This is a genomic window from Thauera sp. 28, from assembly GCF_000310145.2.
Taxonomy (GTDB): Bacteria; Pseudomonadota; Gammaproteobacteria; order Burkholderiales; family Rhodocyclaceae; genus Thauera; species Thauera mechernichensis.
In genome coordinates, this window is record NZ_AMXA01000010.1 from 42,424 (window position 1) to 59,404 (window position 16,981).

Here is a 16,981-nt window from a genome sequence, read left to right on the forward strand (position 1 = left end):
GCCTGGGTCGCGGTGAGGTTCAGCGCCGCTGCAGCAGCAGCCCGCACTCGAGGTGGTGGGTGTAGGGGAACTGGTCGAATGCCGCCGCCGCCGCGATGCGGTGGGTGGCGGCGAGCGCAGCCACGTTGGCGCGCAGCGTCTCGGGGTTGCAGGAGATGTAGAGGATGCTGTCGAAACGCTTCGCCAGCGCGATCGTGCCGTCATCGAGGCCGGCACGCGGCGGGTCGACGAAAAGGGTGGAGAAGCGGTAGCCGGCGAGATCGACGCCCTGCATGCGGCGGTATTCGCGGCCACCGGCCAGCGCGTCGCTGATCTCCTCGCTCGCCATGCGCACCATGGTGACGTTGCCGATGTCATTGTCGGCGAGGTTGGTGTGGGCGGCGCGCACCGAAGTCTTGCTCATCTCGGTGGCGAGCACGCGGTCGAACAGCGGCGCCAGCGCCACGGTGAAGTTGCCGTTGCCGCAGTACAGTTCGAGCAGGTCGCCACCCAGGCCCCTGGCCTGCGCACGCGCCCATGACAGCATGTGCTGGTTAACCCCAGCGTTCGGCTGGGTGAAGCTGCCCTCGAACTGCTGGTAGCGCAGGCGCTGGCCGTCGACAACGAGCGCTTCCTGAACCCAGTCGCGCTCGAGCACGATCTTCTGCTTGCGGCTGCGGCCGATCACCTGAATGCCCAGCGCGGCGGCGAGCGCGCGCGCAGCGGCCTCCCAGGCCTCGTCGAGCGGACGGTGATAGACAAGGCTCACCAGGCATTCACCGCTCAGGGTGGCGAGGAACTCGACCTGGAAGATCTTGCGGCGCAAGGCCTCGCTGGCCTGGATGGCGTCGCGCAGGCGCGGCATGAGGCCGGCGATGGGTTCGGCGGCAGCAGGAAAGCTGTCGATCAGGATGGGCTGCCTAGGATCGGCGCTGTCGAACATCGCATAGTCGATGCGGCCGTCGTGGTGCCACAGGCGGAATTCGGCACGCAGGCGATAGTGCAGCGGCGCTGAGCGGAAGACGGTGGGTTCGGGCAGTGCAAACTCGGCGAAGTCGGCGCTGTAGCGCGCGAGCTTGGCGGCGAGCTGCGCTTCGTAGTGCGCGGGGTCGATGACGGGCAGGGGCATGGGTTCAGCGCGCCTCCTCGGCAACCTCGTCGTCGGGCAGGGCGTCGGCGAGGCGATCGGCATGGGCGAAGGCGTTGGCCTCGGGCATGGGATGGCCGGCGGCGGCGAGTACCTCGCCGAGCGTGCCGTGGATGATGCGATCGGCCATCACGCGGTAGTCGAGCGCGAGGTCGAGCAGCGGACCTTCGCTGATGAGGCCGTTGCGGCGTTCGATGAAGCCGAGGCGGGCGAGTTTGCCGAGCATGAAGTTGCGCACCTTGGTGCGTCCGCCGAGGCGGGGGCCGAAGTCGGCGATCAGCGAGGCCTCTGTGAGCGTGCCCGAGACGGCGTCTCCATGCGCGACCGGTTTGTCGCCGCCGAACATGTCGGTCTGGCCGTCGTCCACCCGCTCGCGGCGGGTGACCTGGCGCTCGCGCTTGGGCAGCACGATCAGCGACCAGATGATGACGAGCAGGGCGATCTCGTCGCGCGTGAGGCCCATGTTGCTGGCGGCGTACTCGCGGCCGGCGCCGAACACCGGTTCGGCGAGTTCGGGTTGCAGGGCAACACCGACGTGGGCGGCATAGGGGTTGTCGAGCAGGCGCAGGCCGACATCGGCGAGGCGGCGGTCGAGTTCATGGCGGAAGGTCTCATCGACCAGGGCGCGCCGCACCAGCTTGTCGTTGCGCGGAAGCCAGCGCTGCGCGAGCAGCCGCGTGGTGAGGGTCTTGAGTTCGTGTTCCATGGAAATCCTGGGGGCTCAGGCTGGGGTGGTGGCGCGCGGACGCACCTCGCCGAGCGTCATCGCCGCGATTTCGTCTTCACCGACTGCAGTCAGGGTGTCGCTGAATGCGACCTCGATCGGCAGGCGCATGAGGCTGCCGACCGGGCCGTCTTCCGGGCCGGCCTCGGCGCCGTCGGCCAGCAGGGCAAGCAGCGACAGGCGATAGCTCGCCGGCGCGAAGCCGCCGCCAGCGATGACCTGGTGCAGCGGCTGCGGCACTGGCAGGGTGCCGAGGCGGTGGGTGAAGTGCTCGAGCAGGCGCAGGTCTTCGGCTTGCAGCGTGACGCCTGCGGGCTCGGCATCGGGCGGCGGCAGTGCCGCTTGCGTATTGGTCGCGGCGGACTCGCCTTCGAGCATGGCCTCGGCGCGGTCGAGCAGCTCGTGGCCACCCGCCAGCAGGGCGAGTTCGGGCACGGTCGCGCAGGCGTCGGCTGCGAGCCCGGCAATGCGGTGGGCATCCAGGCTGCGTAGCCAGGCGGCGACATCGGAGGACGAGATGCCCGAGCCACCCAGGGTGACGCGCTGGGCTTCGATCTTGTTGAGTGCGCGCTGGAAGGAGGCGTCCACCCGCGCCAGGCGCGACTGCGCCAGGCCGATGCGCTGCGCGATGCGGGCGATGTCGAAGTCGACCTCGGGGTCGGCGAGCAGTTTGTTGAGGATGTCGGTGCCGCGGTCGAGCCAGCGCCCGTTGGCAGACAGGCGGCGGCGGGCGTCCAGGATGCGGAACTCCGAGCCGGAGGCGATAGCCTCCTCGAAGTGCCAGGAGAGGTCGTTGAGCTTGGACAGCAGGTGGCCGAGCGCCTCGGGGGTGATGCTGCCCACCGCCTGCAGGCCGGCGAGCTGGGCGGTGAGGAAGCCGAGTTCGGCGTCTTCCTCCTCGCCGAAGCGCAGCAACATGGCGATCGCTGCCACCGCATTGCGACCGATGTCGGAGAGGGCGTAGTGGCCGTCCTCGCCGATGGCCAGCAGTGCATTGTCGCGCAGGCGCTTCAACACCGTCTCGAGCTTGACCGGGTCTAGATAGGTGAAGCGCGCACGCAGCGCCTCGGGCGACCAGCGCGGACTGTCGGCCTCGCGGCCGATCTCGCGCAGCACGAGCAGGCGCATGAGCACCTCGGCCTCGGTGCCGCGGAAGAGCGTGATGAAGGCCTCCAGCAACGGGCGTGCCGACGCCAGTGCCGCCAGTTCGGGCACTTCGTCGGCGTCCACGCCTGCAGCGAGAAAGTCGGTGAGGGGCGCTTCGGTCAAACCTTAGACGCCCTGCTTGAGGCTGGCGGCGATGAAGTCGTCCAGGTCACCGTCGAGCACGGCCTGGGTGTTGCCGACCTCGTAGTTGGTACGCAGATCCTTGATGCGCGACTGGTCGAGAACGTAGCTGCGGATCTGGTGGCCCCAGCCGATGTCGCTCTTGGAGTCCTCCAGCTTCTGCTGCTCGGACTGGCGCTTGCGCAGTTCGGCCTCGTACAGGCGCGCTTTGAGCATCGACATGGCCTCGGCCTTGTTCTTGTGCTGAGAGCGGTCGTTCTGGCACTGCACGACGATGCCGGTCGGCTCGTGGGTGATACGCACTGCGGAGTCGGTCTTGTTGATGTGCTGGCCGCCGGCGCCCGAGGCGCGGTAGGTGTCGATGCGCAGATCGGCGGGGTTGATCTCGATCTCGATCGAGTCGTCGACTTCCGGAAACACGAACACCGAGGTGAAGCTGGTGTGGCGACGGGCGTTGGAGTCGAACGGCGATTTGCGCACCAGGCGGTGGATGCCGGTCTCGGTGCGCAGATAGCCGTAGGCGTATTCGCCCGAGAGCTTGATCGTGCAGTTCTTGATGCCGGCGACTTCGCCCTCGGTCTCTTCCATCAGCTCGACGCTGAAGCCCTTCTTCTCGCCGTAGCGCAGGTACATGCGTTCGAGCATGCCCGCCCAGTCCTGGGCCTCGGTGCCACCGGCGCCGGCCTGGATTTCGATGAAGCAGTTGTTGGGGTCCATCGGGTTGCTGAACATGCGACGGAATTCGAGCTTCTCGATCTCGCCTTGCAGCTCGCCGAGGTCGGTCTCGACCGCCTCGAAGGTGTCGTCGTCGTCCTCGGCCTCGGCGAGTTCGAAGAGATCCTTGAGGTCGCGCGACTGCGCGTCGATCTTCTGCAGCGTCAGTACCACGTCTTCGAGCTGGCGCTTTTCCTTGCCGAGCTCCTGCGCGCGCTCGGCGTTGTTCCAGACGGCAGGGTCTTCCAGCGCGCGGTTAACTTCTTCGAGCTTCGATGCTTTCACATCGTAGTCAAAGATACCTCCGTAGTTCGCGACCGCGGGCGGCGAGGTCGGCGAGTTTTTCGGCGATGGCGTTCTGGCGTTCGGCTTCCATGGCTGCGGCTCCGGCTCAATCTGGGAAACCGCGCATTATAGCCGGAGCGCGCGCCTGCCTGCAGGCCTCGCTGTCACTGCCATGACCCCTGAACGACGTGTCATGAACCTGGCGCAGCGCGGGGACCGGCGGTCAGGTACCGGGTTCCTCCGACGCTCGCCGCCAAGCCGGACTGGAACCCGCAGCGCCTGCCCGATAACATGCGCTCAGATGTGCTGCGGCCCTGTCCTGGCCGGGCGCCTCCTTTACTTGCAACTGGGTGCCATGCAGCGGAACAAGAGAACGATCCATATCGCACTGGTTGCGACGGTGCTGGCGCTGAACCTGTTCATTGCCGGCTTGCTTGCATACACCCTTGAGGTGGCGAAGGAGCGCAAGGAGGAAGAAGTCCGGGTGACCGTGGAGAATCTGTCGCTGCTCCTTGACCAGAGCGTAAGTTCGTCCATCCGCGAGATCGACCTCAGCCTGCGCGAAGTGCAGGGTGATCTCGAACGTTCGCTGCTCGAACACGGCAGGCTTGACCACGCACTGCTGAGCGAGCGTATCGCGCGTTTCCACGACTGGCTGGCGCCGATTGCCGAGTTCAAGGTCACCGACGCCGAGGGCAGGGTGATCCTCGGGCACGCGGTGACGCCCGATACCCGGGTCAGCTATGCCGACCGCAGCTATTTTTACGAGCATCGGAGCGCGGATGATGGCGTCACACGCGCCAGCAAGCTCGTCTATGGCCGTGTTGCGGGCACCTGGGGCAATGTCTTCTCGCGGCGCTACAACGATGCCTCGGGGCAGTTTGCGGGGGTGGTGACCGCGGTGGTGCCGGTGGCGTACTTCGAGCGCTTGCTGTCCGGCCTCAGCCTCGGCAGCCGAGGCATTGCGCTGATGCGCGACCTGGACATGAGCCTGATCGCGCGTTTTCCACCCCTTGAGACCGATGCCGGCGGAGTAGGCTCGCGTGGCGGTTCGCTGGAACTGCGCGACATCGTCGCGGCGGGCGTGCAGGCACAATCCTTTTACAGTGCGCAGACCGCAGACGGCATCAACCGCATCAATGCCTATCGCAAGCTCGCCTCCATGCCGGCCTTCGTGGTCGTGGGCTGGGGCGAGGACGACTACCTTGCCCAGTGGCATTACGACCGCTGGAAGGCGATCGTGTTCTTTCTGACGTTCTGCGCCGTGACGCTGGTCGCAGGCGGCTTGTTGTGGCGCTTGGTCAGGGCCACCGAGCGCGCCAATCAGCGCAGCCGCATTCTGTTGCAGAACGCGAGCGATGGCATTCACATCACCGATGCCGCGGGCACCGTGGTGGAGGCCAGCGATGCCTTTTGCCGCATGATCGGGCACCCCCGTGCCGACGTGATCGGGATGAACGTGACGCAGTGGGATGCAGGTTTCTCGGCAGATGGGTTGCGGGAGGTCACCGAGCGCTTGCTGGAGTCGTCGGAGGTGCTGACCTTCGAGACCGTTTACCGCCGTCGCGATGGCGGCACGTTTCCCGTGGAGATCACCGCGTTTGCGCTCGAGGTTGACGGTCGGCGCGTGCTGTTCTGTTCCGCGCGGGACATCAGCGCGCGCAAGTCGGCCGAGGCCGAAGTGCGGCAGCTTGCCTATTACGATGCACTCACCGGACTGCCCAACCGGCGCCTGCTGCTCGAACGGCTGGAGGCAGCCCAGGCGGCCAGTGCGAAGCTCGGCAGCCGTGGTGCCCTGTTGTTCATCGACCTCGACAACTTCAAGACGATCAACGACACGGTCGGGCACCAGCAGGGCGATGCCCTGTTGAAGGAGGTGGCGAGCGTACTGGGTCGATGCGTGCGCAAGGAGGATACGGTGGCTCGGCTCGGCGGAGACGAGTTCGTGGTCATGCTGGAGAACCTCGACGAACGCGAGGACGCGGCGGCCCGCGTCGCAGAGGCCATTGGTGGCAAGATTCTGCAGGCGTTGCGCAAGACCTTCGCGGTGGGCAACTGCGAACGCCGTGTGTCGGCCAGCATCGGCGTCACGCTGTTTGGCGGTGAGGCTGGCGAGGCGTTGGAGGAGCCGTTGATGCGGGCCGACCTCGCCATGTACCAGGCCAAATATGCCGGCCGTGATGCGATGCGCTTCTTCAACCCGCAGATGCAGGCCGACGCCCAGATCCGTGCAGAGCTCGAGGCCGGGCTGTGGAGCGCGCTCGAGAAGGGGCAGTTCGTGCTCGAGTATCAGCCCCAGGTGAGGGGCAGCGCAAAGGTGATCGGGGTGGAGGCGCTGGTGCGTTGGCGGCATCCCGAGCGTGGTCTGGTGTCGCCGGCCGAGTTCATCCCGATCGCTGAGGAGAACGGCCTGATCGTGCCGCTCGGTCGCTGGGTCATCGAGACTGCGTGTGTCCAACTGGCGGCGTGGGCATCGGTGCCCGGGCGCGCGGAATTGTCGATCGCAGTGAATGTGAGTGCGCGTCAGTTCCTGCAGCCGGATTTCGTGGCCGATGTGCTCGGAGCCCTGGAACGCAGCGGCGCTTGCGCGCAGCGGCTGGAGATCGAACTGACCGAAAGCACGCTGATCACTGACATCGAGCAGATCATCGCCCGCATGGAGGTGCTGAGAGCGCATGGGCTGCGCTTTTCCCTCGACGATTTCGGCACGGGCTACTCTTCGTTGGCCTACCTCAAGCGCTTGCCGCTGGATCAGGTCAAGATCGACCGCAGTTTCGTACGTGACATCCTGGTCGATCCGAACGATGCAGCCATTGCGACCATGATCACGGTGCTGGGCGAGACACTGGGCCTCGTGGTGGTCGCCGAAGGTGTCGAGACCGAAGCCCAGCGCGACTGCCTGCTGCAGATCGGTTGCCGGGCCTATCAAGGTTTCCTGTTCAGCCGTCCGCTTGGCGCGGTGCAGCTGGAGGCGTTCCTGGACGCGATGTCACCACAGGCGGCGGCTCAGTCCCCACGTTGAAGATCGTCGATCACTGCCCTCAGGAAGCGCGCCGCTTCCCCGCCGGTGACCACCCGGTGGTCGAAGGACAGGCTGAGCGGTAGCACGCGGCGCACCGCAGGCTTGCCATCGACCGGGCGCAGCTGTTCGTGCACCCGTCCGGCGCCCAGAATGGCTACGGTGGGCGGCAGTACGATCGGCGAGGCGTACTTGCCGCCGATCATGCCGAAGTTGGACAGCGTGATGGTGTTGCCGCGCAACTCCTCTGCCGGGATCCGGCGCGCCTGCACGTCCGCCCGCATGCGGTCCAGCCCGGCGCGCAGGTCGGCCGGGTCACGGTTGGCGACGTCGCGCATCACCGGCACGAACAGGCCCTCGGGCAAGTCGAGCGCGATGCCGACGTCGATCCTGCTCACCAGACGGCGGGCCATGGTGTGGCTTTCGTACCATGCGTTCAGCGCGGGCTCGGCCCGGCAGCCGGCAACCAGTGCGCGAAGCAGGCGTACGGTGACATCGGCGTCCGCAGCCCAGGCGTGGATGTCGGCATCGTCGATGACGGTGGCGGCGGCCACCTCGCTCTGGGCCAGCGCCATGTTCTGCGCCATTGCGCGCCGTACGCCGCGCAGGGGCTCGGCAGGGCCGACCTCGGCGAGGATCTTCGCCACGCGCTGCACGTCTGCAGTGGTGATGACCCCGTCGGGCCCGGACGGCGTGACCATCTCGAGTTCGACCTTGAGCTGGCGGGCGAGCGCGCGCACCGCGGGTGTGGCCCGGATGGCGCCGCCCGCGTGGGCGACGGGGGCGGGTGCTTCGGCCCTGACCTCGCGGCCGACCTGCACTTCGCCCACCACCGTACCAGCGTCCTCTTCCTCGGCTGCGCCCTCGAAGCCGACGAGCGGTGCGCCCACATGCACGACCTTGCCGGCCTCGCAGTAGAGCTTCTGCACGCGCCCGGCGAAAGGCGAGGGGATGTCGACGATGGCCTTGGCGGTCTCGACCGAGACCAGGGGCTGGTCTGCGGCGATTTCGTCACCGACACTGACGTGCCATTCGACGACCTCGGCTTCCTGCAGGCCTTCGCCGAGGTCGGGCAGCTTGAAGATCTTCATGATGCCTCCAGGGTCTTGCGCGCCGCTGCGACGATGCGCTCGACGCTGGGCAGGTACTGGTTCTCGAGCCGCGACAGCGGCATCACGGTGTCGTAGCCGGTGACGCGCTGTACCGGCGCCAGCAGCGAGTACAGGCCCTCGTCCGCGAGGCAGGCGGCGATCTCTGCACCCAGGCCTGCTGTGCGTGCAGCCTCGTGCACGATCACGCAGCGCCCTGTGCGTGCCACCGACTCGAGGATGGTGGCGGTGTCGAGCGGCTTCAGCGTGGCGACGTCGATGACCTCGGTCGATACGCCCTCGGCGGCGAGCGCATCGGCGGCGGCCTGGGTTTCGTGCAGCATCGCGCCCCAGCTCACCAGGGTGAGGTCGCTGCCGCTGCGCAGGGTGAAACATACGTCGAGCGGCAGCGCCTCGCCGTCGTCGGCGACCTCCTGGCGGAACAGGCGGTACATCCGCGTCGGTTCAAGGAACATCACCGGATCGGGGTCGCGGATGGCCGCAAGCAGCAGGCCGTAGGCGCGCGCGGGTGACGAGGGCATCACCACGCGCAGGCCGGGCGTGTGGGCCAGCATCGCCTCGGGGCTCTCGGAATGGTGTTCGGGCGCATGGATGCCGCCGCCGCAGGGCGTGCGCACGACCAGCGGACAGGCGAGCCGGCCGCGCGTGCGGTTGCGCAGGCGTGCGGCGTGGTTGATCAGGTGGTCGAGCGCCGGGTAAAGAAAGCCGGAGAACTGGATCTCGGCCACCGGTCTGAGGCCCATCGCCGCCATGCCGATCGCGGTGCCGACGATTGCGGTCTCGGCGAGCGGGGTGTCGATCACTCTGCCGGCGCCGAAGCGTTGCTGCAGCCCGACCGTGGCGCGGAACACGCCGCCGTTGGCACCGATGTCCTCGCCGAGCAGCACGACCGCTTCGTCGCGTGCCAGTTCGTGGGCGAGGGCGAGGTTGACTGCCTCGACAAGGTTGATCTCAGCCATGATCGCCTCCCGTGTTTCTGCCCGCGCTGCCAGGTGCGAAGCGCAGCGCCTCGTCGCGCTGGGCGGCGAGCGCGGCGGGCAGTGTTGCGAACAGGTGCTCGAACATTGCTGTGGTCACAGGCGGTGGGGTCGAGAGATAGGCCTCGACGGCGGCATTCACGGTATCGGCGCATTCGCGTGCGAGCGCTTCTTCCTTGTCCGGCCCCCAGGCGCCAAGCTTGAGCAGATGGTTGCGCAGGCGGGTGAGCGGCTCGAAGGACCATTGTTCCTGCACCACGGCCGGGTCGCGGTAGCGCGAGGCGTCGTCGGCGGTGGTGTGGTCGCCGAGGCGGTAGGTGACGGCCTCGATCAGGGTCGGCCCACCACCCGCCCGCGCCTTGGCGAGTGCTTCGCGGGCACAGTGGTGCACCGCCACCAGATCGTTGCCATCGACCTGTACGCCTTCGATACCGGCAGCGATGGCTTTCTGCGCCAGCGTGGCGGTGGCGCTCTGTGCGCTGCGCGGTACCGAGATCGCCCACTGGTTGTTGCTGAGCACCACCACCAGTGGCGCTTGCCATACGGCGGCGAAGTTGAGCGCTTCGTAGAAATCGCCCTTGGAGCTGGCGCCGTCGCCCAGGAAGCTCACCGCGGCACGGGCCTCGTTGCGCAGCTTGAAGGCGTAGGCTGCCCCCGCGGCATGGCACACCTGGGTGGCGATCGGCACACAGTTGGGAAAATCCAGGCGTGCCGCGGCGAAGTCGCTGCCGCGCTCATCGCCGCCCCAGTAGCGCAGGCTTTCGTCGATGCGCACGCCGCGCACGAGCTGTGCGGCGTGTTCGCGGTAGGACGGGAAGAGCACGTCTTCGCTGCGCATCGCACTGGCCACCCCGACGCCGATGGCCTCCTGGCCGAGCGCCGAGGCGAAGGTGCCGAGCTTGCCGGTCCGTTGCAATGCGATGGCCTTGGCGTCGAAGGTCCGGGTAAGGTACATCGCGCGGTACATCGGCACGAGTTGCGCCGGATCGCGCGCGAAGTCGGGCAGCGGCCCGAGCGCCTCGCCCTGCGGGTCGAGGAAACGGCGATGGTCGATCTGGAACCGGGTAACAGTGCTCATGGCGCGCTCCCCTTCGGTCTCGGTCGATCCCGCATGCACCTGTGCCCGTCGGGGGGGTCTCCTTGGGCTGCCTTCCGCATCCGGGGGCGAGTGTCGGCGGCTACCGGTTTGCGGTGCCGCGACCTGGTCCGTTTGCCGGGTTGGAGCGCCCGCGGGCATGGATGTTCCCGCATGCCCGCGGGCCGAACGATGTCGGGCCGTGACCGGTGTCACGCCAGCAGCCAATGACCGGCTGGTGCGCGCTCAGGCCGCCTCGAAATGCTCCAGCATCAATTGCACGCTGGCGACGCCGTTGTACTCGTTGACGCCGAGACGGAAGGCCGCATGGATCTGGGCGGCAGCACCGTCGGCGTGGTTGAAGCGGATCGCCTCGTAGCGCGTACCGCTGCGCGACAGCTCGAGCTTGAGGTGCTTGTCCTTCAGCAGGCGCTGGCGCTCGACACGGAAGACGTCGTCGAACACCGGCGCCGCAAAGCCCTGGCCCCAGATCTCGTTGTCGAGCATGCGGGCGGCGTCGAGTGCGAAATAGCCGGATTCGAGGCTGCCGTCCGTTTCGATGCGACGCTCGAGCTGCGCGGGTTCGAGCAGTTCGCTGACGACCTCTTCGAAAGCAGCGTCGAAACGTGCGAGTTCGGATTCGCGGATGGTCAGGCCCGCGGCCATGGCGTGGCCGCCGAAGCGCACGATGAGTTCCGGGTGGCGCTTGGTGACGAGGTCGAGCGCGTCGCGCAGGTGCAGGCCCGGAATCGACCGCCCGGACCCCTTGAGCTCACCGTCGTTGGCGCGCGCAAAGGCGATGGTCGGGCGGTGCAGGCGCTCCTTGATGCGGCCGGCGACGATGCCGATCACGCCCTGGTGCCAGTCGGGTTCGAACAGCGCCACGGTGGCGCGGTTGCCTGCCTCGAAACCGGAGAGCCGGGCGAGTGCCTCCTCCTGCATGCCGGCCTCGATGCCGCGCCGCTCACGGTTGAGCTTGTCGAGTTCCTGGGCGATGTTCATCGCGCGGCCGGGGTCGTCGGTGATCAGGCACTCGATGCCAAGGCTCATGTCGGAGAGCCGCCCCGCGGCGTTAAGGCGCGGACCGATCATGAAGCCGAGATCCATCGTGCTGGCGCGAGCCGGATCGCGCCCGGCGAGTGCGAACAGGGCGCGTATGCCCGCCTGCATGCGCCCGGCGCGCATGCGTGCCAGACCCTGTGCGACCAGGATGCGGTTGTTGCGGTCGAGCTTGACCACGTCGGCGACGGTGCCGAGCGCGACCAGGTCGAGCAACTCGGCGAGGTTGGGCTCCTTGCCACCGGCGAAGGCGCCGCGCTCGCGCAGCTCGGCGCGCAGTGCGAGCATGGTGTAGAACATCGCGCCCACGCCGGCCAGTGCCTTGCTCGGGAAATCGCAGCCGGGCTGGTTGGGGTTCACGATGACGTCGGCTTCGGGCAGCACGTCGCCGGGCAGGTGGTGGTCGGTGATCACGGTGGCCATGCCGTGGGCACGCGCTGCGGCGATGCCCTCGACGCTGGCGATGCCGTTGTCGACGGTGATCAGCACGTCTGGCTCGAGGCGTGCGGCGATGTCGACCATCGCAGGCGTGAGGCCGTAGCCCAGGGTTACGCGATCAGGCACCAGGTAATGCACGTCGGCGCCAAAGGCGCGCAGCGCACGCATGCCAACGGCGCAAGCGGTGGCGCCGTCGCAGTCGTAATCGGCGACGATGACCATGCGCGCGCCAGCTTCGATGGCGTCGGCCAGCAACTGCGCTGCCTCTGCCGTGCCGGTGAGCGCCTCGGGCGGCAGCAGGTTCTTCAGACTGGTGTCGAGTTCGTCGGCGCGGCTGATCCCGCGCGCGGCGTAAAGGCGGGCGAGCAGGGGGTGCAGGCCGGCATCGGCAAGGCGGGCGAAGGCCTGCTGGGGGACGGGGCGGGGCTGGATGCGAGTCATCGGGCTTCGTGGGGGGGCGGTGGCGGCGTTGCCTCAGGCAGCGGCATGGGAGCTGGGGCGAGCGACTTCAGCAGGTCGTCGAATGCGTAGGGCTTGCGCCAGAACTTCCAGCGCTCGCTACGCTGGTTGGCGACGAGCAGCGTAGCGCGGTCGCCGGGGGCGGTGATGTGCAGGCTGTCGATGCGGCCGCCTTTCAGTGCAGTGGCGAGTGGCGCGAACCAGTCGCGCTCCAGTGCTTCGAGACCAGTGCGCCATGCGTCGAGATCCAGCGCTTGGGCGGGGAGTCGCAAGCCGTCGAGTACGACCAGCGTGTCCTGTCGAAGTGCGGCGGAGACATCGGGCATGGCGACGGGGAGGCCGCAGTTGCGTGCCAGGCCGACGCTGAGCGGGTCGGTGGCCTGCACCAGCGCCGCCGGTGCCTGTGGTGCGTGTTCGAGTGCGCCGGCGCCCCACAGCCAGATACTATTTACCGCGCGCAGGCCGGATGCCTCGCGGGCGCGGCTGCGCGGATGATTGTGCAACACGATCTGCGCTTCATTCATGGTGCGCTGCCACAGGCGGGCGTCCTCGCCTTCGGGAAGGAAGTGCTTGACCGGGCGGCCTACAACGTCGTCCAGTGGGTATAGCGTGGCCTTGGAGGCTTGCGCCAGCCTGAGGTACCAGCGTGTCGGCGTGCAGGCCTCGAACTGGCCGAGGTCGGTGAAGACCTCGTTGAGCGCAGCGACCAGTTCGGCGGCTTCCTCCGCATCAAGCTGGCTGTCGTCGAAGCTTTGCAGCAGGAGATGCTCGCGGGCGAAGGAGAGGTTGACCGGGTCAGCGCACAGCCAGTGGCCACCCTCCGCCGGGGGCGGGGCATCGGGCTCGCCACTGCGGCGCAATGCGGCCAGCGGCAGCGGTCCGCCTTCGAGTCCGAACAGCCGCGCCAGCTGGCGGTCGTAGGGCTCGAACGCGAGCACCGAGCGCGAACCGCGGCCAAGCAGGCCGGCCAGCCCGTCGAGCGTCAGGCCCGAGGCCGGTCCGAGCAGGGTTGCGGTAGGCCACAGCAGGCCGGGGATCAAGAGCTGGATATGCATCGGAGACGTCACTTTGGAAGCCGCGCGAGTCTAGCACGCGTGATGGGCACTGCTTGCCTGTGTGGTCATGTCGGTGGCGCAGCCGCGATCAGGCTTGACACGAGATGCTGAAGGGTCTTCAATTGATCTATCGATATCAATCAGATGATTGAAGGAACCCAGCATGAAGCCCACGCCTACCCCGGTTCGAGCGCCCTCAGCGGCCTACGCCGCACGCGCCACCCTGAGCGGGGCAGACATTGATCGTTACCTTCATGCAGCGTCCGCGCTCGAGCGTGACCACATGGTGCGCGAAGGCTTCGAGACCGGCTCGCTCGAGGCCTTCGCACATCGCTTCGGACGCAGCGGGCGCAGCTTGGCGCAGTTGCTGGGTGTGGCACCTGCAACCTATGACCGCCGCGTGCGCGAGGGCAAGCCTCTGTCGCAGGACGATTCCGACCGCGTCGCGCGGTTGATCGACGTCGAGCGTGCGGCGACCCGGGTGTTTGGCGACGAGGCCGCTGCACGCGAGTGGTTGGCTGCTCCCGTCCCCGTGCTGGGGGGCGCCATACCGATCGAACTGCTCGCCACCACCCCGGGGCACCAGGCGGTGATGAACGCCCTGCGCCGAATCATGGCCGGTACCGTCGCCTGATGGCGGCGCGCACGGCGACATTGTGGCGGCTGGCGCAGGACTGGATCGATCTCGATACGGGTGCGCTGCTCTGTGCGGCCGAGGATCTCGCCTGCGCAGGCAATGGTGCGGCTGCGGTCGGGGGGCGCTGGAACAGTGTCGGCAGACCGGTGATCTATCTCGCCGATAGTCTCGCGCTTGCGCAGCTGGAGAAGCGGGTGCACACGCCGCTGCGCCCGCCGCGGGAGCTGGTGGCTGTCGAGGTGACGCTTCCGGCGGCAGCAGTGCTCGAGGCCGAGACGCTTGTCCCGCCCGTGGGCTGGAGCATGGACAACGTGGATTGGTCGGTGGGCCGTACGCCATCGCAGCACCTGGGTGATGACTGGGTCGAGCGCAATGACACCCTGCTGCTGCGTGTGCCGTCGGTTGTTGTGCCCGTGGGCTGGAACTATCTGCTCAACCCGTCTCACCCCGATGCGCGCCGGCTGCGCACACGGCGCCTGCCTTATCGGCCCGACGCACGCTTGTGGTGACGGCGGCGCTGACCGCATGGGCACGCGCCGCTGCCGGAGTGGCTGCCTCAGGCGTGCCTTGTGTAGCGGCGTACGCCGAGCAGGCTCAGTAGCCCGATGGCGAGCAGGGCCGGCACCGCGGGCTCGGGAACGGTGGCATGGAAACGCTCGCCGAGCAGCCGGTGCGCTGCACTTGTCGGGTGGACGCCGTCGAAGAAGAGATACTCGTCGCAGTTCGACACTGCACTGAAGATGCACCCGTCACTCATGTTGGTGAAGCCATAGGTGCCGGGATCGCCGATGACCTCATCTAGGAAGGCTGCGGTGTCGAACTCCATCAGGCGGAGCCCGCCGGGGAGGCCCGGAATGCTCCCGGCACGGATGTGCGCCAAAGTGCTGGCGAGCGCGTTATTGAAGCCGGTCGAGATGAGGTCCAGGCCTTGGCGTGCCTCGTCGGTCTGCCCCAGGCCCAGAGGGGTGCTCGCCAGGTTGGGCATGTTGGGGATGAGGAAGTCGGTTGCGCCGATGCTCGCCAGCAGACCGATCGAACTTACCAGATTGGTCACTGCCGTCTCGGCGGCGGCAAGCAGGTTGCCGCCGGTTGCGAGCGTGAAGAAGAAGTCGTTGGGCGCTGCCCACAGCATGAACAAGCTGCTGGCCGGGTCGAAGCTCGCCGCCGGGCTGCCCATGAACTGAAGCACCTGCGCCTGGGCGCCGGTCAGCTCAAGGCTGGGCGGCAGGGGGAAGGGTGAGCCGGTGAGGTAGTTGAAATTGCCCAGGCCGGTCATCGCGCCGCCCACCGCAAAGTTGCTGCCGCCGCTGGTCGATGGGGCAAGCGCAATGCCCAGTTGTGCCGCGAGGTGTTCGGCCGCTGTCGGGCCATCCGTGAATCGCTCGGCGTAGGGCGGCGATGGCGGCCAAGGGGCGAACGGCGCCCCGGCGGCGGACGACAGGGCATAGGCATTGCCGCCGTCGGAGAGACTGTCACCAAACACGAACATGGCGTTATAGGCAGCCTGGGCCGGCAGGCCGGCCAGGAGCAGGCAGGACAACAGGAACGCGCGCATCTTGATGTCTCCTTTTGTTGTTTGTCAGCCGACACGGGTGGCGTGCCCGACTGCGGCACTTTTAACCCAGCGCCGGGGCGCGGGCAAGCGAGGGGATTCCCTGCCCTCGAGGTGGCGCGCGCGTCGGGCAGTGCATGAAGCCTGGCGTATCGCCTTGTGCAAGGTTTCCGTGCAGCCATTGGCTACAATGCATCTCCGCATCATCGACTTGGAATGCTCTGGTGACCAACCCTCATGCAGGTTGCGACCGCAGGGCGGCGTTGTCCACGCGTGCCCGGACAGCACCTGAATCCTTGCCCCTGCCTACCGCGGCCGTTCTTCCCGACTACGGCGACGAAGGCTTGTACGGCTTCGCCGCCGGCTTGCGCACCTGGCTGCATGACCTCCGTGCCGGTTGGCACCATGGTGGTGTCGAGCCCGGCGCGAGCAGCACGGTGGTGGTGATCGTCATCGATGGCTTGGGCGACGGCTTTCTCAACACCGTGGGCGCGGGCTCGACGCTGCTCGCGTATCGGCGTGGCAGCATGAGCTCGGTCTTTCCGAGCACGACTGCGAGCGCGCTTACCACGCTGCTTACTGGGGTCGCGCCGGCGGTCCATGGGCTGAACGGCTGGTTCATCCACGACCGTCGCTTCGGGGGGGTGATCGCGCCGCTGCCGCTGCTGCACCGGGGCGGGCCTGAGATTTCTGCGTTCCGCCTGCTGCCACGCCTGTGTCCGGTGGCGCCGATGTGGCACCACGCGTGCCGCCCCGTCAATCTGGTGTCGCCTGCCGAGATTGCCTACTCGCGTTTCTCGCTGCATCACGGCCGCGGCGCCCATATCGAGCCCTACGATGGCATCGAGGATTTCGGCCAGCGCATCATCGACATGGTCGATGCCCTGGCCTCCAGTGGTGGCCTCGTCCACGCCTACTACCCGGGCTTCGACGCTTTGAGCCATCTTCATGGCTGTCGGTCTGCGCATGTGCAAGCCTGTTTCTGGCGGCTCGATGCACTGTTCGCAAGCTTGCTCGATCGCCTGTCGGGGCGTGGCGTGCATCTGGTGGTGACGGCTGACCATGGCTTCATCGACGCGCCTGCCGCTGGTCGGGTGGATATCGCGCCGGGCAGCGAGTCTGCGGCGATGCTCGCCGCACCCTTGTTTGGCGAGCGCCGCCTGGCTTTCTGCAAGGTTCGGGAAGGGGCTGGCGACGAGTTCGAGGCTTGGGCAGGCACGGCGCTGGCCGGCAAGGCGGTTGCGATTCGCGCCCACGATTGCCTCGCTGCCGGCCTGCTCGGGCCGGGTGAGGCGCACTCTCGCCTGCTGGAGCGGGTGGGGACGCACGTGTTGCTGATGGAGCCCGGATGCACCATCGTCGATCAGGTCGAAGGCGAGACGCCTTATGCGCTCATTGGTGTCCACGGTGGCCTGACCGCGGACGAGATGCGAGTGCCGCGAATTGTCGCCTGCACCTGAGTGCA

Annotated in this window: 14 protein-coding genes; 4 read left to right on the forward strand and 10 right to left on the reverse strand. The window is 67.6% G+C overall.

Features of this window, described 5'->3' with window-relative positions:
- Positions 1–19: 19 nt before the first annotated feature.
- The 4 genes from trmA to prfB form a co-directional block, all read right to left on the reverse strand.
- On the reverse strand, positions 20–1,108 hold the full coding sequence (trmA, locus tag C662_RS09355; protein WP_002927871.1) for a tRNA (uridine(54)-C5)-methyltransferase TrmA: 1,089 nt from the start codon (positions 1,106–1,108) through the stop codon (positions 20–22).
- Between the two features lie 4 nt (positions 1,109–1,112).
- On the reverse strand, positions 1,113–1,832 hold the full coding sequence (locus C662_RS09360) for a hypothetical protein (RefSeq protein WP_002927874.1): 720 nt from the start codon (positions 1,830–1,832) through the stop codon (positions 1,113–1,115).
- A gap of 15 nt (positions 1,833–1,847) precedes the next feature.
- Positions 1,848–3,119 (reverse strand): hypothetical protein, encoded by a 1,272-nt coding sequence (locus C662_RS09365; protein WP_002927876.1) that lies wholly within the window; start codon positions 3,117–3,119, stop codon positions 1,848–1,850.
- A 3-nt stretch (positions 3,120–3,122) separates the two neighbouring features.
- A protein-coding gene (gene prfB / locus C662_RS09370) for a peptide chain release factor 2 (RefSeq protein WP_157354493.1) occupies positions 3,123–4,227 on the reverse strand; the annotation gives its coding sequence in 2 pieces (ribosomal slippage) (positions 3,123–4,145 and positions 4,147–4,227; 1,104 coding nt in all).
- A gap of 264 nt (positions 4,228–4,491) precedes the next feature.
- Between prfB and C662_RS09375 the strand changes: the two genes are divergently transcribed.
- On the forward strand, positions 4,492–7,158 hold the full coding sequence (locus tag C662_RS09375; protein ID WP_037984378.1) for a bifunctional diguanylate cyclase/phosphodiesterase: 2,667 nt from the start codon (positions 4,492–4,494) through the stop codon (positions 7,156–7,158).
- Here C662_RS09375 and C662_RS09380 read toward each other — a convergent pair.
- The 5 genes from C662_RS09380 to C662_RS09400 all read right to left on the reverse strand — a co-directional run bounded on the left by C662_RS09380 (position 7,143) and on the right by C662_RS09400 (position 13,327).
- On the reverse strand, positions 7,143–8,246 hold the full coding sequence (locus tag C662_RS09380; RefSeq protein ID WP_002927885.1) for a dihydrolipoamide acetyltransferase family protein: 1,104 nt from the start codon (positions 8,244–8,246) through the stop codon (positions 7,143–7,145). The two genes, C662_RS09375 and C662_RS09380, sit on opposite strands and share 16 nt — an antisense overlap.
- The gene (locus tag C662_RS09385) at positions 8,243–9,223 is read right to left on the reverse strand and encodes an alpha-ketoacid dehydrogenase subunit beta (RefSeq protein WP_002927887.1); all 981 of its coding nucleotides are present in this window, start codon (positions 9,221–9,223) and stop codon (positions 8,243–8,245) included. Before C662_RS09385 ends, C662_RS09380 begins: the two co-directional genes overlap by 4 nt.
- Entirely contained in the window at positions 9,216–10,319 is a 1,104-nt protein-coding gene (gene pdhA, locus C662_RS09390; protein WP_037984381.1) for a pyruvate dehydrogenase (acetyl-transferring) E1 component subunit alpha, read from the reverse strand. The genes C662_RS09385 and pdhA overlap by 8 nt, the downstream gene beginning before the upstream one ends.
- Before the next feature lie 243 nt (positions 10,320–10,562).
- Positions 10,563–12,254, reverse strand: coding sequence for a single-stranded-DNA-specific exonuclease RecJ (gene recJ, locus C662_RS09395; protein WP_002927897.1), 1,692 nt, complete (start codon positions 12,252–12,254; stop codon positions 10,563–10,565).
- Complete coding sequence (locus C662_RS09400) at positions 12,251–13,327, reverse strand: hypothetical protein (protein WP_002927899.1); 1,077 nt, start codon at positions 13,325–13,327, stop codon at positions 12,251–12,253. The genes recJ and C662_RS09400 overlap by 4 nt, the downstream gene beginning before the upstream one ends.
- A 163-nt stretch (positions 13,328–13,490) precedes the next feature.
- Here C662_RS09400 and parS point away from each other — a divergent pair, with 163 nt between their 5' ends.
- Entirely contained in the window at positions 13,491–13,961 is a 471-nt protein-coding gene (parS, locus tag C662_RS09405) for a type II RES/Xre toxin-antitoxin system antitoxin (protein WP_002938713.1), read from the forward strand.
- Entirely contained in the window at positions 13,961–14,473 is a 513-nt protein-coding gene (locus C662_RS09410) for an RES family NAD+ phosphorylase (protein WP_002927903.1), read from the forward strand. Before parS ends, C662_RS09410 begins: the two co-directional genes overlap by 1 nt.
- 47 nt (positions 14,474–14,520) lie before the next feature.
- Here the strand turns inward: C662_RS09410 and C662_RS09415 are convergent, their stop codons facing one another.
- Entirely contained in the window at positions 14,521–15,519 is a 999-nt protein-coding gene (locus tag C662_RS09415; RefSeq protein ID WP_002927905.1) for an SGNH/GDSL hydrolase family protein, read from the reverse strand.
- A gap of 293 nt (positions 15,520–15,812) precedes the next feature.
- On the opposite strand from C662_RS09415, the gene C662_RS09420 reads away from it, so the two are divergent.
- A complete protein-coding gene (locus C662_RS09420) occupies positions 15,813–16,976 on the forward strand; it encodes an alkaline phosphatase family protein (protein WP_002927913.1) in 1,164 nt (387 codons plus the stop codon).
- Positions 16,977–16,981: the final 5 nt, after the last annotated feature.

Coding starts and splice junctions, on each gene's coding strand:
- C662_RS09415 (WP_002927905.1), bottom strand. CDS start 15,519: ATGCGCGCGTTCCTGTTGTCCTGCCTGCTCCTGGCCGGCCTGCCGGCC.
- C662_RS09380 (WP_002927885.1), bottom strand. CDS start 8,246: ATGAAGATCTTCAAGCTGCCCGACCTCGGCGAAGGCCTGCAGGAAGCC.
- parS (WP_002938713.1), top strand. CDS start 13,491: ATGAAGCCCACGCCTACCCCGGTTCGAGCGCCCTCAGCGGCCTACGCC.
- C662_RS09385 (WP_002927887.1), bottom strand. CDS start 9,223: ATGGCTGAGATCAACCTTGTCGAGGCAGTCAACCTCGCCCTCGCCCAC.
- C662_RS09400 (WP_002927899.1), bottom strand. CDS start 13,327: ATGCATATCCAGCTCTTGATCCCCGGCCTGCTGTGGCCTACCGCAACC.
- C662_RS09360 (WP_002927874.1), bottom strand. CDS start 1,832: ATGGAACACGAACTCAAGACCCTCACCACGCGGCTGCTCGCGCAGCGC.
- C662_RS09410 (WP_002927903.1), top strand. CDS start 13,961: ATGGCGGCGCGCACGGCGACATTGTGGCGGCTGGCGCAGGACTGGATC.
- pdhA (WP_037984381.1), bottom strand. CDS start 10,319: ATGAGCACTGTTACCCGGTTCCAGATCGACCATCGCCGTTTCCTCGAC.
- trmA (WP_002927871.1), bottom strand. CDS start 1,108: ATGCCCCTGCCCGTCATCGACCCCGCGCACTACGAAGCGCAGCTCGCC.
- recJ (WP_002927897.1), bottom strand. CDS start 12,254: ATGACTCGCATCCAGCCCCGCCCCGTCCCCCAGCAGGCCTTCGCCCGC.
- C662_RS09375 (WP_037984378.1), top strand. CDS start 4,492: ATGCAGCGGAACAAGAGAACGATCCATATCGCACTGGTTGCGACGGTG.